Genomic DNA, 13,807 nt, shown 5'->3' with positions numbered 1-13,807 from the left:
GCGTCGTGCTGCTGACGGCGCTGGCGCTGGGCTCGGGCCTGATGCTGGTCGCCTGCGGCGGCAAGGCGCAGACGCCCCAGGCCGCCCCGCCCCCGGCCGTCGAGGCCGTCACCGTCGGCGCGCCCGGCCAGGCCTCGGAACTCACCGCCTCGGGCGCCCTGCAGCGCCGGCGCGAAATGGCGCTGTCGTTCCGCATCCCCGGCGTGCTGACCCGCATGAGCGTCGAGGCCGGCGACGCGGTGAGGGCTGGACAGGCCCTGGCCGCCATCGATCCGGCCGGCGTCGACGCCCGCCAGACCCAGGCCGCCGCCGACCTGGAGCGCGCCCGCCGCGACGCCGACCGGGCCCGCAAGCTCTACTCGACCGGCTTCGTGGCCAAGGCCCGGCTGGACGACGCCGAAAGCGCGCTGAAGGCGGCCCAGGCCGCCCACGCCGGCGCGGCCTTCGACCGGCGCTGGGCGAGCCTGGCCTCGCCCGTCTCGGGCGTGGTGCTGGCCCGCACGGCCCAGGCCGGCGAGGTGGTGGCCGCCGGCCAGACGGTGCTGACCGTCGCCGATCTTTCCAGTCCGCTGGTGCTGCGCCTGCCGCTGCCGGCCCGCGACGCGGCGCGGGTGACGCTGGGCTCCAGCGCCGCCGTCACCGCCGACGCCCTGCCCGGCCAGACCCTGACCGGCGTCGTCACGCGCCTGGGCCAGGCCGCCGACGCTCGCACCGGCGCGGTCACCGTCGAGATCGAGGTCCAGGCCCCGCCACAGCTGAAAAGCGGCCAGATCGCCGCCGCCCGCCTGCAAGCGCCCGCCTCGGCCCAGGCCGCCGCCCGCGCCGAGTTCGTCCGCATCCCCGCCGAGGCCCTGCTCGAGGCCTCGGGCGACAAGGCCGCCGTGCTGCGCCTCGACGGCGCCGTGGCCCGGCGCGTCAATGTCCGGTTCGGCGGCTTCGACGGCGACGACGCCCTGGTGGCGGGCCTCGCCGCCGGAACCCGGGTGATCACCGCCGGCGCCGGCTTCGTCTCCGACGGCGAGAAGGTCGCCGTGGTCGATCCGCGCGCCCTTGCAGCCCCTGTCCGCGGGGCGGCGGGCAAATGAACCTCAACCTCGCCGCCTTCGCGGTAAAGCGCTGGCAGTTCACCATCGTCGCCTTCGGCCTGCTGGTGATGCTGGGGGTCAACGCCCTGCTGACCGTGCCGCGGTCGGAGGATCCGCACTTCCCGATCCCCATCGTCATCGTCCGCGCCGTCCTGCCCGGGGCCGAGCCGGCCGAGATGGAGCAGCTGGTCGCCGACCCGATCGAGACCGCGGTCTACGGCCTCGACAACATCGACAAGGTCGAGAGCACCAGCCTCGACGGGGCGGCGATCGTGCGGGTGTTCTTCACCTGGGACGTCGATCCCGAGCGCAAGTTCGACCAGGTGGTGCGCGAGGTGAACGCCATCCGCGGCAGCCTGCCCGCCGGCCTGCAACGGCTCGACATTGAGCGCGTGCGCACGACCGAGGTGGCCATCGTTCAGGTCGCCCTGGTCAGCGACAGCCTGCCGATGCGCCGGCTCGAGAAGGCGGCCGACCGCCTGTCCGAACGCCTCGACCGCGTGCCCGGCGTGCGCCAGACCCGCTACTACGGCGCCCCGGCCTCGGAGGTGCGGGTGTCGCTGGACCTGGCCCGGCTGGCCGCCCTGCAACTGCCGGCCTCCAGCGTCGCCGACGCCCTGCGCGCGGCCGGAGCCGAGGCCCCGATCGGCGCGGTCCAAGCCGGCGCCCGGCGCTTCAACGTCAAGTCCGGCGGGGCCTTCCGCTCGCTGGACGCCGTCAAGGACACCCCCGTCCGCTCGGTCGGCGGCCAGGTGGTGCGGGTGCGCGACGTCGCCGATGTGGCCTGGTCCCAGGAGGAGCCGACCCACGTCACCCGCTTCGACGGCAAGCGGGCGGTGTTCATCGCCGTCACCCAGAAGGACGGCCAGGACGTCGGCAAGATCACCAAGAGCGTCGAGGCCGTGCTCGACGACTACGAGAAGGTGCTGCCGGCCGGGGTCAGGCTCGAGCGCGGCTTCGTCCAGGCCCGCAATGTCGAGCATCGGCTGAACAACCTGCTGCGCGACTTCGGCCTGGCCCTGGTGCTGGTGCTGATCACTCTCTTGCCGCTGGGCGCGCGCGCGGGGCTGGTGGTGATGGTGTCGATCCCGCTGTCCCTGCTGATCGGCCTGTCGCTGATCCAGGCCTTCGGCTTCACCCTGAACCAGCTGTCGATCGCCGGCTTCGTGCTGGCGCTGGGCCTGCTGGTCGACGACAGCATCGTCATCACCGAGAACATCGCCCGCCGGATCCGCGAGGGCGAGGAGCGTACGGCCGCGGCCATCAACGGCTCGGGCCAGATCGCCTTGGCCGTCATCGGCTGCACGGCCACCCTGATGCTGGCCTTCCTGCCGCTGATGGCCCTGCCGGCCGGCTCGGGCGCCTATATCCGCTCGCTGCCGGTGACGGTGCTGTGCACGGTGGGCGCGTCGCTGTTCGTGTCGCTGACCATCATCCCGTTCCTGGCCAGCCGGGTGCTGGACAAGCACTCCGATCCCGAGGGCAACCGCCTGCTGCAGGCGGTCAACCGCGTGATCCACACCGTCTATCGCCCCGTGCTGCACCACGCCCTGGCGCGGCCCTGGCTCGCGCTGGCCCTTATGCTGGCTCTTTGCGCGACGGCGGTTCCGCTGCTGCAGGCCGCCGGCTCCAGCCTGTTCCCGGCCGCCGAGACGCCGCAGTTCCTGGTCCGCGTCACCACGCCCGACGGCTCGTCCCTGGCCCGCACCGACGCGGCCCTGCGCTATGTCGACCAGCGCCTGGCCCGCGAGCCCGAAGTCGTCTGGCGCGCCGCCAACCTGGGGCGCGGCAATCCGCAGGTGTTCTACAACCAGTCCCAGCGCGAGAGCGCGGTGACCTATGGCGAGATGTTCGTCAGCCTCAAGCGCTGGGAGCCGGGCAAGAGCGAGCATCTGCTCGACCGCCTGCGCGCCGACTTCGCCCGCTATCCCGGCGCGCGGATCAGCGTCGAGGTGTTCGAGAACGGCCCGCCGATCGAAGCTCCCGTGGCCGTGCGCATCACCGGCCGCAATCTCGAGGTGCTGAAGGCCCTGGCCGTGCGCGCCGAAGCGGTCCTGAAGAGCACGCCGGGAACCCGCGACGTCGGCAACCCGGTGCGGCTGGACCGCACCGACCTCGACCTCGGCGTCGACGAAGCCAAGGCCGCGGCCCTGGGCGTGCCGGCCGGCGCGGCCCGTCGCTCGGCCCGCCTGGCGCTGTCGGGCGAGGAGACCGGCCGCTTCCGCGACCCCGACGGCGACGACTACGCCGTCAAGGTGCGCCTGCCGATGAGCCAGGTCGACGGCGCCGACCGCAACGCCCTGGCGGCCCTGTCGGGCGTCTACGTACCCACCGCCGACGGCGAGGCGACGCCGCTGTCGGCCATCGCCACCCCCAGCCTGAAGTCCAGCCCCGCCCGCATCGACCGCTTCGACCGCGAGCGGACCGTGACGGTCACCGCTTTCGTCCGCACCGGCTACCTGACCGACAATGTCACCAAGGAGGTGCTGGCCCGCCTGCAGAAGGAGCTGCCCATGCCGCCCGGCTACGCCCTGACCCTGGGCGGCCAGGCCGAGGCCCAGTCGGAAAGCTTCGCGGGGCTGGGGGCTGCGGTGATGGTGGCGGTGTTCGGGATCCTGGCGGTGCTGGTCCTGGAGTTCCGCAAGTTCAAGACCGCCCTGGTGGTGGCCGGCATCATCCCGTTCGGGATCTTCGGCGCGGCCGCGGCCCTGTGGCTGACCGGCAATTCGCTGTCGTTCACGGCCACCATCGGCCTGATCGCGCTCATCGGCATCGAGATCAAGAACTCGATCCTGCTGGTCGACTTCACCGAGCAACTGCGCCGCGAGGGGATGAACCTGCACGACGCCATCGAGAAAGCCGGCGAGGTGCGCTTCCTGCCGGTGCTGCTGACCTCGGCCACGGCGATCGGCGGCCTCCTGCCGCTGGCCCTCGAACGTTCGGGCCTCTACTCGCCCCTGGCCATCGCCATCATCGGCGGCCTGGTGACCTCGACGGTGCTGTCACGGGTGGCGACGCCGGTGATGTACTGGCTGACGGCGCGGGGCGAGGAGAAGCGGGCGACCGCCTAAAGGGACCTCCCCCTCTGGGGGAGGCGGCCGAAGGCCGGTGGGGGGACGTTTTCAGCTTCCGGTGAGTTGGCCGAGTTCCAAGTCACTCCCCCCCCCCTCCGATCGCTGCGCGATCGCCTCCCCCACAGGGGGAGGTTCAAACAAAAACGGCCCCGCCCTTTCGGGCGAGGCCGCTTGAAACACATCAGTCGAGGCCGAGAAGGCCTCAGTCGTCGCGGTGGACGCGTTCGCGGCGCTCGTGACGCTCCTGGGCCTCGAGGCTCAGGGTGGCGGTCGGGCGGGCGTCGAGACGGGCCAGGCCGATGGGCTCGCCGGTCTCTTCGCAGTAGCCGTAGCTGCCGTCTTCGACGCGGCGCAACGCCTGGTCGATCTTGGAGATCAGTTTCCGTTGCCGATCGCGGGTCCGCAGTTCCAGCGCTCGGTCGGTTTCCGACGACGCCCGGTCGGCGAGGTCGGCATGGTTTTCAGTTTCAGTCTGAAGATGGGACACCGTCTCGCGAGATTCGCGGAGGATCTCTTCTTTCCAGCCGAGCAGCTTCTGCTTGAAATATTCAAGCTGACGCTCGTTCATGAAAGGCTCGTCGTCCGAAGGACGATAGGTGTCCGGTTCTTTAAGAACAGTGGCCGTCTGCATCAACGCCTCACGCCCCGATGAACTCCGCCCTCAGCGGGCGGTGTGCTTATACCAAAACGATAGCCCCGTTCAATGAACGTCGCGTGAGCGGCGCGTTCAGGCGCGCGAGCGCCCTTGAACGGCCCATGCGGGCGACGGCGACTCACGCTTACGGCGAGCTTCGCCGCGCCGACCGGGGCTGTAAAATCGCGGGAAAGGGCCAGAGGTTCCATCCCGCCGTTCCTCACGCGCCGCGCATGACGGCCAGCTTGGCCTCTTCGACGGCGGCGCGGGTCTCGATCTCGTTGAGCAGGCTCTGCAATTTCGGATCGTCGACGGATTCGCGATGCTCGCGAACGGCCCGCTTGAGCTTGTCGATGGTGCTGGGCGAGACCTCCCCGTCCAGCACGGCGATCTTCAGGCCGTCGAGGATGTCGAGGATGTCGTCGGCCCGGCGGATCGCCCGGCGCTTGCGCTCGGTCGGATCCATGTTGGCTTGCAAGGCGAGCAGGGCGTCCAGGGAGCCCACGCCCGCCAGGCCGCCGGCCGCCGCGGTTCCGGCGACGCCGCCGGCCGCACCGACGCTAGGCAGCGAAAAGCTGGACCCGCCGCCCGTCGGCCGCGCGCGTGATGCGCCAGCCGCGCCCACGCCTCCCGTGCTCGAAACCTTCATGACGACCGTCGCTCCACCGCTGGTCTTGTACGCCTACATATAGGGAGTCGCGCTCCCCGATGAGAACTCATATTCGAGAAGCCCGCTTGCGGTATGGTTAATGCCGGGCAGAATCTGCCGGACAGGATTGTCGCAGGCGTTTTTGCCCGCCCTGATCATTGATTTTCCTCACCTTTTCCGTTGGCCCGGTTCTGGCATGGGCCGCGACGGAATTGCGTCCTCGGTGTGGAAGTCCATGCGTCGTTCACTTTTCAGCTCCGTTCTTGCCGGCCTGGCCCTCGCCGCCGCCGTCGTCGTCGCCGGTCCGGCCGCCGCCAAGTCGCGGATCAAGGACATCGTCGCCGTCGAAGGCGTGCGCGATAACCACCTGATCGGCTACGGCATCGTCGTGGGCCTCAACGGCACGGGCGACAGCCTGCGCAACGCGCCGATGACCAAGCAGAGCATGGAGTCGCTGCTGGAGCGCCAGGGCGTCAACATCCGCGACGCCAACCTCAACGCCAAGAACGCCGCGGCCGTCATGGTCACCGCCAAGCTGCCCGCCTTCGCCGGCGCCGGCGCGAAGATCGACGTCTCGGTCTCGGCCATGGGCGACGCCAAGAGCCTGCAGGGCGGCACCCTGATGGTCACCGCGCTGCAAGGCGCCGACGGCCAGACCTACGCCGTCGCCCAAGGCCAGGTGCAGACCGGCGCCGTCTCGGCCGGCGGCGCCTCGGGCAGCTCGATCAGCCGCGGCGTGCCGACCGCCGGCCGCATCGCCGCCGGCGCCGACGTCGAGCGCGAGACCGGCTTCCAGATGGTGGCCATGACGGAACTGCGCCTGTCGCTGCGCAACCCCGACTTCACGACCTCGCGCCGCATCGCCGACGCCATCAACGCCAAGTACCCGGGCTGCGCCCAGGCCCAGAACCCGACCATCGTCGCCATCCGCTCGCCGGCCGGCATGGACATGATCAGCTTCGTGACCGCCATCGAGAACCTGGAAGTCGAGCCCGACGGCCCGGCCAAGGTGATCATCGACGAGGTCAACGGCGTGGTGGTGATGGGCGACGACGTCCGCATCAGCCAGGTGGCCATCGCCCAGGGCAACCTGACCATCTCGGTCCAGGAAACCCCGGCCGTCAGCCAGCCCGCCCCGTTCAGCCAGGGCCGCACCACGGTGGTCCCGCAATCGGCGATCAGCATCGACGAGGAAAAGGGCAAGAAGCTGATCACGCTCGGCGGCGGCGCGTCGCTCAAGAGCCTGGTCGGCGGCCTCAACGCCCTGGGCGTCACCCCGCGCGACATGATCACCATCCTGCAGGCGGTGAAGGCCGCCGGCGCCCTGCAAGCCGACATCGAGGTGATGTGATGAGCGCCTTCTCCATCACCTCGCCGCCGATCACCGGCCTGACCGCCAGCACTGGCCCCACCGCCAGCTCGGCCGCCGAGCTGCTCAAGCGCGGCAAGATCAAGGAGACGGCCGACAAGTTCGAGTCCTCGTTCCTGTCGGTGATGATGCAGTCGATGTTCGAGGGCGTGAAGACGCCCGAACCGTTCGGCGGCGGCCAGGGCGAGGAGATGTTCAAGTCGCTGCTGACCGACGCCATGGCCAAGGAAGTGACCAAGTCCGGCGGCGTCGGCGTCTCGGCCACCGTCCAGCGCGAGATGCTGAAGATGCAAGGCCTGCAGGAGGTCGCCCAATGATGAGCTCCGCCTCACTCTCTCCCTCGGACGAGCGCGTCGAACAGCTGATCATCCTGACCGAGCGCCTGACCGACCTGATCGCCAAGCAGGCCACCGCCTTCGAGGCCCGCCGCCCGCACGAGGCCGCCCGCCACGTCGAGGAGACGGCCAAGCTGGCCAATGTCTATCGCCACGAGTCGGCGCGGGTGCGCGGCAATGTCGCCCTGGTGCAGGCCGCCACGCCCGACCGTCGCCGCCGCCTGGTCCGCGCCACCGAGGCCTTCGACGCCGTGCTGGCCCGCCAGTCGCGCGCCATCGCCGCCGCCAAGACCGTCACCGAAGGCCTCGTCCGCGCCGTCGCCAACGAGATCGCCGCCCAACGCCCGCAAGCCGCCGGCTACGGCCCCAGCGCCCACGGCGCCGGCTACGCCAACAACGCCACGGCGATCACCCTGAACCGGAAGGCCTGATCGGCAGATCATCCCCCTCTGGGGGAGGTGGCCCAAAGGGCCGGAGGGGGGCCGTTTTCAGCTTCCGCTGCGCTGGAAACTCACCCCCCCCCACCGATCGCTCCCGCAATCGCCTCCCCCACAGGGTGAGGTTCGACTACTCCACGCCCGCCACGGCCAGGAGCGCCGCCAGCCCCACCTGCATGCCCTTCAGCGTCGGGGCCTTCTCGATGTCGATCCACTCGTCCAGGGCGTGGGCGCGGCCGCCCTTGCCGCCGGCGCCGATGGTGATGGCGGGGATCCCCAAGCTCATGGGCAGGTTGGCGTCGGTGGACGAGGCCTCGTGCTCGGGCGTGAAGCCCAGGGCCGAGATCGCCGCCGCCGTGGCCGCGACGATGGCCGCCTTGGGATCGGTCCCGCCGGCCGGGCGCTCGCCGATCACCTTGGCGTCGTAGGAAATGACGCCCGGCTTGGTCGAGCGGGCGGCGTTCTCGCCGGCCACGGCCTTGTCGAGGATGCCGATGAAGGTCTGGTCCAGCTTGGCCAGCTCGGCGGCGCTTTCCGAGCGCATGTCGAACTCCAGGAAGATCTGGTTGGGAATCGAGTTCACCGAGGTGCCCCCGCCCACCACGCTGGCCGAATAGGTGGTCTTGGGATCGGCCGGCGGCTTGACCGCATAGAGGTCGACCACCGACTGGGCCATGGCCGTCATCGGGTTGACGACGCCGAACGCGCCATAGCTGTGGCCGCCCGGCCCCTTGAAGGTGACGCGATAGCGCTTGGAGCCGACGCCCCGGTCGACGATGCGCGAGGGGTCCGAGCCGTCCATCGAGAAGAAGGCGCTGATCCGGCCCTGGTACTTGCCCTTGGTGAAGAGGTGCTTGACCCCGCGCAGGTCGCCCGACCCCTCCTCGCCCACATTGCCGACGAACAGGATGTCGGCCTTGGTCTTGATCTTGGCCGCGTCCATGGCCCGCACATAGGCCAGCAGCACGGCCAGCGAGCGGGTGTCGTCGCCGATGCCGGGGGCCGACAGCTTGGTCCCCTCGCGCTTGACCTTCACGTCGGTGCCTTCGGGGAAGACGGTGTCGAGGTGGGCGGCGATGACCACGAACGGGCCCTTGCCCTTGGTCGCCGTTCCGGCCCGCACGCCCATGACGTTGCCCTCGGCGTCCATCTCGACGTCGCTCAACCCCACGGCCTTGAGCATTTCCAGATAGGCCTTGGCGCGCTGCTCTTCCTTGAAGGGCGGCGCGGGGATCTCGGTCAGGGTGACGATGTCGGCGACGGTGCGGTCGTAGTCCGCGTCCAGCTGCCTGACCGCGGCCTTGAAGCCCGGGCCGCCGACGATCTTCTGCACGGCCTTGACCGAGGTGTCGGTCTTCTCGGCGGCCTCGGCCTCTGGGCCGTAGAGGGCGCCGGCCGCGAACAGCGAGGCGGCGAACAGCATCGAACGCGACAGACGGCGCATGGGCGAAGGCTCCGATTCCAGGTGGCCCCGACCAGAACGGGGCGGCGGCGCGCTTGGCAATCCCCAAATGATCTGGCGGCCGCCTCTGGACGAACGCTGCTCGCGACCCGACATTGACCCTTCGTAAGCCACCCCGTCCGGAACCCACGCCATGGCCCATCTCAAAGCCGCCGCCGCGCTCGCGGGCCTTGGCCTGCTGCTGGCCGCAGCCCCCGCCCTGGCCCAAGCTCAGGCGCCCGCCACCGGGCCGCTGGGCGTCGCCGGCAAGTGGACGCTGGACCTGTCGCGCTCGCGCTTCAACGAGGCCCTGACCGGGACCGCGCCGATCAGCGGCGAGCTCGACATCACCAAGGACGACGGCAAGGCGATCGCCTGGACGCTGGTCGAGGAGGACGACGAGGGCGTGGCCGCCATCCAGTTCGCCGACGCGACCCTGGACGGCGCGCCGACCCGGGCCGTGGTCAACTTCAACTTCGTGACCCTCAGCGTCGAGCGCACCGGTCAATCCAGCGTGGCGGTGATGACCCACGGCCAGACCGGCCGCCGCCAGAGCATGCGCGTCGGCGTCACCGCCCCCGACACCATCCTGGTCGAGCAGGACATCGACGGAAAGCCCGGCCCGCCGGACCAGAGCCTGGTGTTTGTCAGGAAGAAGTAACTAGGAACCTCCCCCTGTGGGGGAGGCGGCCGAAGGCCGGTGGGGGGAAGTTTTCAGCTTGCCGGGCTGTTGCCGATTTCGCAGCCACGCCCCCCACCGATCGCTTCGCGATCACCTCCCCCACAGGGGGAGGTTCTCTAATTCAGTCAGCGTGCACCCGGTCCACCCGCGGCGCGAACATGTAGCCCGCATGGCGCACGGTGCGCACCATCTGGGCGCCGCCCTCGGCGCGGCGCAGCTTGCTGCGCAGGCGGCTGATGGTGACGTTGATCTGCTGCGGCGGCGCCTTGCTGCGGGCCTCGGGCGGGCCTTGCTGCAACTGGTCGCGGGTCAGGATCTGCTGGGGCTTGGCCACCAGGGTCCACAGCACCAGGAACTCGGCCGAGGACAGGTTCACCGAGTCGCCGCGCGGGTCGAACAGCTCGTGGGTGGCCACGTTCAGCCGCCAGCCGCTGAACTGGTAGACCGGCGGGGCGGCCACCGGCTCGGGCGCGCGCCAGGCCTGGCGCCTGCGCACCGCGGCGCGGATGCGGGCGGCGGTCTCGCGCGGCCGGAACGGCTTGGCGATATAGTCGTCGACGCCCATCTCCAGGCCAACGACCACGTCGCTCTCGTCGTCGACGGCGCTGACCACCACCACGCCCGGGGCGGGGTTGAGGCGTCGCAGCCGGGCGCAGACCGACAGGCCGGCCTCGTCTGGCAGCAGGATGTCCATGACGACCAGCTCGATCTGGGTGCGGCCCAGGATCTGGTCCATCTCGCGGGCCGAGGCGGCTTCGAGCACTTCCAGGTCGAACCGGCCCAGCAGGGCGGTGATGGCGGCGCGGGAGTCGACGTCGGGGTCGACGATGAGCAGGCGGGGTCTCACGGGCGTTCTCAGAACATCGCCCGGCCGACAAGCCGGGCCGAATAACGGGTCTGGCGACGCGAGGCCTCGGCCCCGCCCTCCAGGGCGAAATAGGAAAGGTCGGAACCGGCGCGCAGGGCGAGATTCAGCGTCACAGCGTCGGTGCGCGCCGAATTGCCCAGGATCGTGAACGGCGTGCCGCCCGAGTACCAGGCCGTGGTGTCGGCGTACTTGCCGGCCAGGGTCTTGCGGTAGCCGACGCGGACTTCCGGACGGACCCAGACCTCCTTGCCGAACTCGCGGCCGAAGGCGACGCCGATGTCGCCCGACAGGTTGTCGAACTTGCGCGATGCCACCGTCTGGTCGAAACCCTCGCCGCCGCCGTGCTCCTTGCGCTCGCCTTCCCACAGGTAGACGTAGTCGAGGCGCGCCTCGGGTCGGATGTAGTTGCGGCCGAACTTGTGCTCGTAGCCGACGCCGGCGAAGGCGTTGGCGGTGAAGCCGTTCCACGAGGCGGTGTTGGTGATCGCGACGTCCGAGTAGCCGTCGCTGTCGACGTCCTCGCTGATGAAGCTGCGGTCGCCGTTGAAGCGGATGTAGCCAAGGCTTCCGCCCAGGTTGAAGCGCCAGCCGCCCACCGACCGGCGCCAATAGGTCCCGGCCTGGAACAGCGAGGCGGTGGTCTCCTCGCCGACCTTGGCGGCGGTGTCCTTCTCTTCCAGGCTGGCGAAGGCCAGGGTCACGCCCAGGGCCCCGCCGGCGTCGCCCATGGCCTCGTAGCCGGCGACCATGCCCGTGGCCTTGGTGTCCGAGCCCAGGTTCTCGCCGTCCTCGATGCGCACCAGGCTGTTGATCTCCTGCACCCAGACGCTGTCGGGACCGTAGCGGTCCTGGCCGTCCGGGCGAATGGCGGTCGAGGCGGAGATCTGCTGCTGCACGGCCTGCAGGGTCGAGAACATCCCCTCGCCGGTGCTGGGCAGCATCTGATTGTAGAGATTGTAGAAGCCGTCGCTGGTCGACTGGCTGAGGAAGGCGCTGGCGATGTCCTCGTTGGCGCTAAGCGCGGCGAAGGTCGCGTCATAGGCCGCGGTCTGGCCGGTGGTCATGCCGGCCTCGGCGGCCGTGCGGCGGCGCACGTCGATCAGGACGTCGTTGTCCTGGGTGCGGGCCTCGGCGACATAGAGGTAGGGCGCGTCGCCCAGCAGGTCCTGGTCGATCTCGCCGGCCGTCAGCGTCCCGGCCGAGATCACCTTGAAGGTGCTGGCGTCGGTCAGCAGGTTATTGAACACGAGGCCCAGGTTGGCGCCGCTGGCGATGGTGGCGGTGTCGACCACCAGCTGGGTCGAGGTCCCGGCGTTGGGATCGACCGTGAACACCAAAGTGCTTTCCGACCCCAGGTTCAGGCTGGTGGCCTTGATGGTGTCGGGGTTCGTGATCAGCAGGCCGCCGTTGCCGATGTTGATCGAGAGCTTGCCATCGCTGTCGTAGAGGCCGCCGATCGCATAGGCCGTGCCGTCGATGTTCAGGGTGTCGGCGCCGTCGCCGAACGACATGTCGCCATAGAGCGTGCCGTTCAGCAGGTTCAGGGTGTCGTCGCCCGAGCCCAGCAGCACCTGGCCCACGATCGAGGGCTCGTCGGCGTCGTCCACGCCGTCGCCGTCGGTATCGGTGTCGGCCACCCCGTCGTCGCCGTCGTCGCCGTCGTTCACTCCGGTCTGGGTGATGGTGACGCCGGTGGTGTTGGCCTTCAGGTTGATGGCGATCGCCTTGCCGGTGACCGTCTCGTTCGTGGCGTCTGTATCGCTGTCGTCGGTGTCGTAGTCGTCGTCGGTGGCGACCACATACGCGGCGATCGCGCCGGTGTTGGTGATGCTGGTCAGCGTGCCGGAATTGTCGACGATGGCGTTGGCGTTGCCGGTCTCGCCCGACAGGGTGGCGACGATGCTGCCGCTGTTGACGACCGAGTTCATGGTCGCCCCGGCGTCGATCAGCAGGGCGTAGGCGTTCGAGCTTCCCTCGGCCTCGACCGAGCCGCTGAGCGCGCCGCTGTTGTTGAGGATCGAGGCGATGGCGCCCGAGGTCAGGTGCAGGCCCATGGCGTCGGCCTCGTAGGCGCTGGCCGAGATCGAGCCTTCCAGGTTGATCCCGTTGGTGACCAGGGTCTCGTAGCCGGCCGAGCCGCCGATCTGCACGCCGGTGGCCGCCACGCCCGCATGGACGCCATAAGCGCCGACCGAGCCGCGGATGACGAGGCCGTAGTCGTAGATCCCCTCCCCGGCCGAGCCGAGGGTGATCGCCTGGCTGTCGGAGCCGATCTGGATCGCCGGCGCGCCGCCATAGACGTAGACGGCCGCCGTGCCCTCGTCGCTGTCGGTGACGCCGTCGCCGTCCTCGTCGTCTGAGGTGTCGTCGTTGGTGTCCTCGGGCGGGGCGTCCAGCACCAGGCCCTTGGAGACGTTGCTGGTGATCTTCACCGCCGAGCCGCCCTGCAGCAGGTCGTCGGCGTCCAGCAGCGCCTCGTCGTCGGGATCGGTGTAGCGGCTGGTGTAGCGATAGCCGGTGGCGGTGATCGTGCCCTGGACGATGACCGAGCCGTCGACCTCGCCGTCGACCGCCAGGCCCACGCTATTGGCGCCCAGCACGCTGATCGAGCCGTCGCTGACGATGTTGCCCGTCACCTTGGCGGTGTTGCGGACGCCATACCCATTGTCGCCGGTCACCGAGATCGAGCCGGAATTGAGGATGTCGCCGATCACCGACGATCCCAGCATGATCCCGCCCGAGTTGTTGCCCTCGATGGTGATCGTGCCGGTGTTCTCGATCGTGCCGGTGTAGTCGCCCGAGCCGGTCAGGCGAATGCCATAGCGGTTGGTCCCCAGAGCGAACTGGCCATCGTAGTCGCCGTCGCTGTCGCTATCGACGTAGTCGTAGTCCTCGGTCAGGCTGATCGTGCCGCCGTTGGTCACCGTCGAGGTGACGCCGCCGTTGATCAGGACGCCCGTCGAGTTGGAGACGTCCGTGCTCTTCAGCGTGCCGTTGTTGGTCAGGGTGTTGCTGCTGTCGACCGTGACGATCGGGCCTTCGGAAGCATAGGTGATCACCCCGTCGGTCGTGACCTTGACGTCGTCGGCCGCGCCGCTGGCGGCCGTCGAGGTGGCGATCGGCGTCGTGCGGCTGCTGCTGGTGACTTCCGTCTCCGCGGCCGCTTGGGCGGCGTGCAGCAGCATCGGCAGGGCGGCGGCCGAGAGGATCAGAAGCTTACGCGACATGGAGGA

Annotated in this window: 11 protein-coding genes; 6 read left to right on the top strand and 5 right to left on the bottom strand. The window is 69.9% G+C overall.

The genetic code is table 11. The features are described from left to right. Nucleotides 1-5: 5 nt before the first annotated feature. Nucleotides 6-1,085 (top strand): efflux RND transporter periplasmic adaptor subunit, encoded by a 1,080-nt coding sequence (locus tag DDF62_RS04170; RefSeq protein WP_341871558.1) that lies wholly within the window; start codon nt 6-8, stop codon nt 1,083-1,085. Next, nucleotides 1,082-4,156 (top strand): efflux RND transporter permease subunit, encoded by a 3,075-nt coding sequence (locus DDF62_RS04165; protein WP_116487934.1) that lies wholly within the window; start codon nt 1,082-1,084, stop codon nt 4,154-4,156. Before DDF62_RS04170 ends, DDF62_RS04165 begins: the two co-directional genes overlap by 4 nt. A 205-nt stretch (nt 4,157-4,361) precedes the next feature. Here DDF62_RS04165 and dksA read toward each other — a convergent pair whose 3' ends face one another. Then, nucleotides 4,362-4,790 (bottom strand): RNA polymerase-binding protein DksA, encoded by a 429-nt coding sequence (gene dksA, locus DDF62_RS04160; RefSeq protein WP_058346549.1) that lies wholly within the window; start codon nt 4,788-4,790, stop codon nt 4,362-4,364. A gap of 223 nt (nt 4,791-5,013) precedes the next feature. Continuing rightward, a complete protein-coding gene (gene fliX, locus DDF62_RS04155) occupies nt 5,014-5,442 on the bottom strand; it encodes a flagellar assembly regulator FliX (protein WP_116487933.1) in 429 nt (142 codons plus the stop codon). 235 nt (nt 5,443-5,677) lie between these two features. Between fliX and DDF62_RS04150 the strand changes: the two genes are divergently transcribed. Genes DDF62_RS04150 through DDF62_RS04140 form a run of 3 tightly spaced genes read left to right on the top strand, consistent with a single transcriptional unit; the run spans nt 5,678 to nt 7,577 of the window. Next, complete coding sequence (locus DDF62_RS04150; protein WP_116487932.1) at nt 5,678-6,793, top strand: flagellar basal body P-ring protein FlgI; 1,116 nt, start codon at nt 5,678-5,680, stop codon at nt 6,791-6,793. After that, complete coding sequence (locus DDF62_RS04145) at nt 6,793-7,128, top strand: rod-binding protein (protein WP_116487931.1); 336 nt, start codon at nt 6,793-6,795, stop codon at nt 7,126-7,128. The genes DDF62_RS04150 and DDF62_RS04145 overlap by 1 nt, the downstream gene beginning before the upstream one ends. After that, nucleotides 7,125-7,577: a flagellar basal body protein gene (locus DDF62_RS04140; RefSeq protein WP_279629655.1), complete on the top strand. Its 453-nt coding sequence runs from the start codon at nt 7,125-7,127 to the stop codon at nt 7,575-7,577. Before DDF62_RS04145 ends, DDF62_RS04140 begins: the two co-directional genes overlap by 4 nt. Nucleotides 7,578-7,713: 136 nt before the next feature. Here the strand turns inward: DDF62_RS04140 and DDF62_RS04135 are convergent, their stop codons facing one another. Continuing rightward, the gene (locus DDF62_RS04135; protein ID WP_116487929.1) at nt 7,714-9,027 is read right to left on the bottom strand and encodes a M20/M25/M40 family metallo-hydrolase; all 1,314 of its coding nucleotides are present in this window, start codon (nt 9,025-9,027) and stop codon (nt 7,714-7,716) included. A 151-nt stretch (nt 9,028-9,178) separates the two neighbouring features. On the opposite strand from DDF62_RS04135, the gene DDF62_RS04130 reads away from it, so the two are divergent. Continuing rightward, nucleotides 9,179-9,685, top strand: coding sequence for a hypothetical protein (locus DDF62_RS04130; protein ID WP_116487928.1), 507 nt, complete (start codon nt 9,179-9,181; stop codon nt 9,683-9,685). Nucleotides 9,686-9,827: 142 nt separating this feature from the next. On the opposite strand, the gene DDF62_RS25355 is transcribed toward DDF62_RS04130, so the two are convergent. Continuing rightward, complete coding sequence (locus tag DDF62_RS25355) at nt 9,828-10,553, bottom strand: response regulator (protein WP_165832168.1); 726 nt, start codon at nt 10,551-10,553, stop codon at nt 9,828-9,830. A gap of 8 nt (nt 10,554-10,561) precedes the next feature. Beyond that, nucleotides 10,562-13,801 carry an autotransporter outer membrane beta-barrel domain-containing protein gene (locus DDF62_RS04120; protein WP_116487927.1) on the bottom strand — a complete coding sequence of 1,080 codons (3,240 nt, stop codon included), beginning with the start codon at nt 13,799-13,801 and terminating at the stop codon, nt 10,562-10,564. Between the last annotated feature and the right edge of the window lie 6 nt (nt 13,802-13,807).

The organism is Caulobacter radicis (assembly GCF_003094615.1).
Taxonomy (GTDB): domain Bacteria; phylum Pseudomonadota; class Alphaproteobacteria; order Caulobacterales; family Caulobacteraceae; genus Caulobacter; species Caulobacter radicis.
The sequence above is the reverse complement of the archived record's forward strand: the minus strand, read 5'-3'. Positions and strand labels throughout refer to the sequence as shown.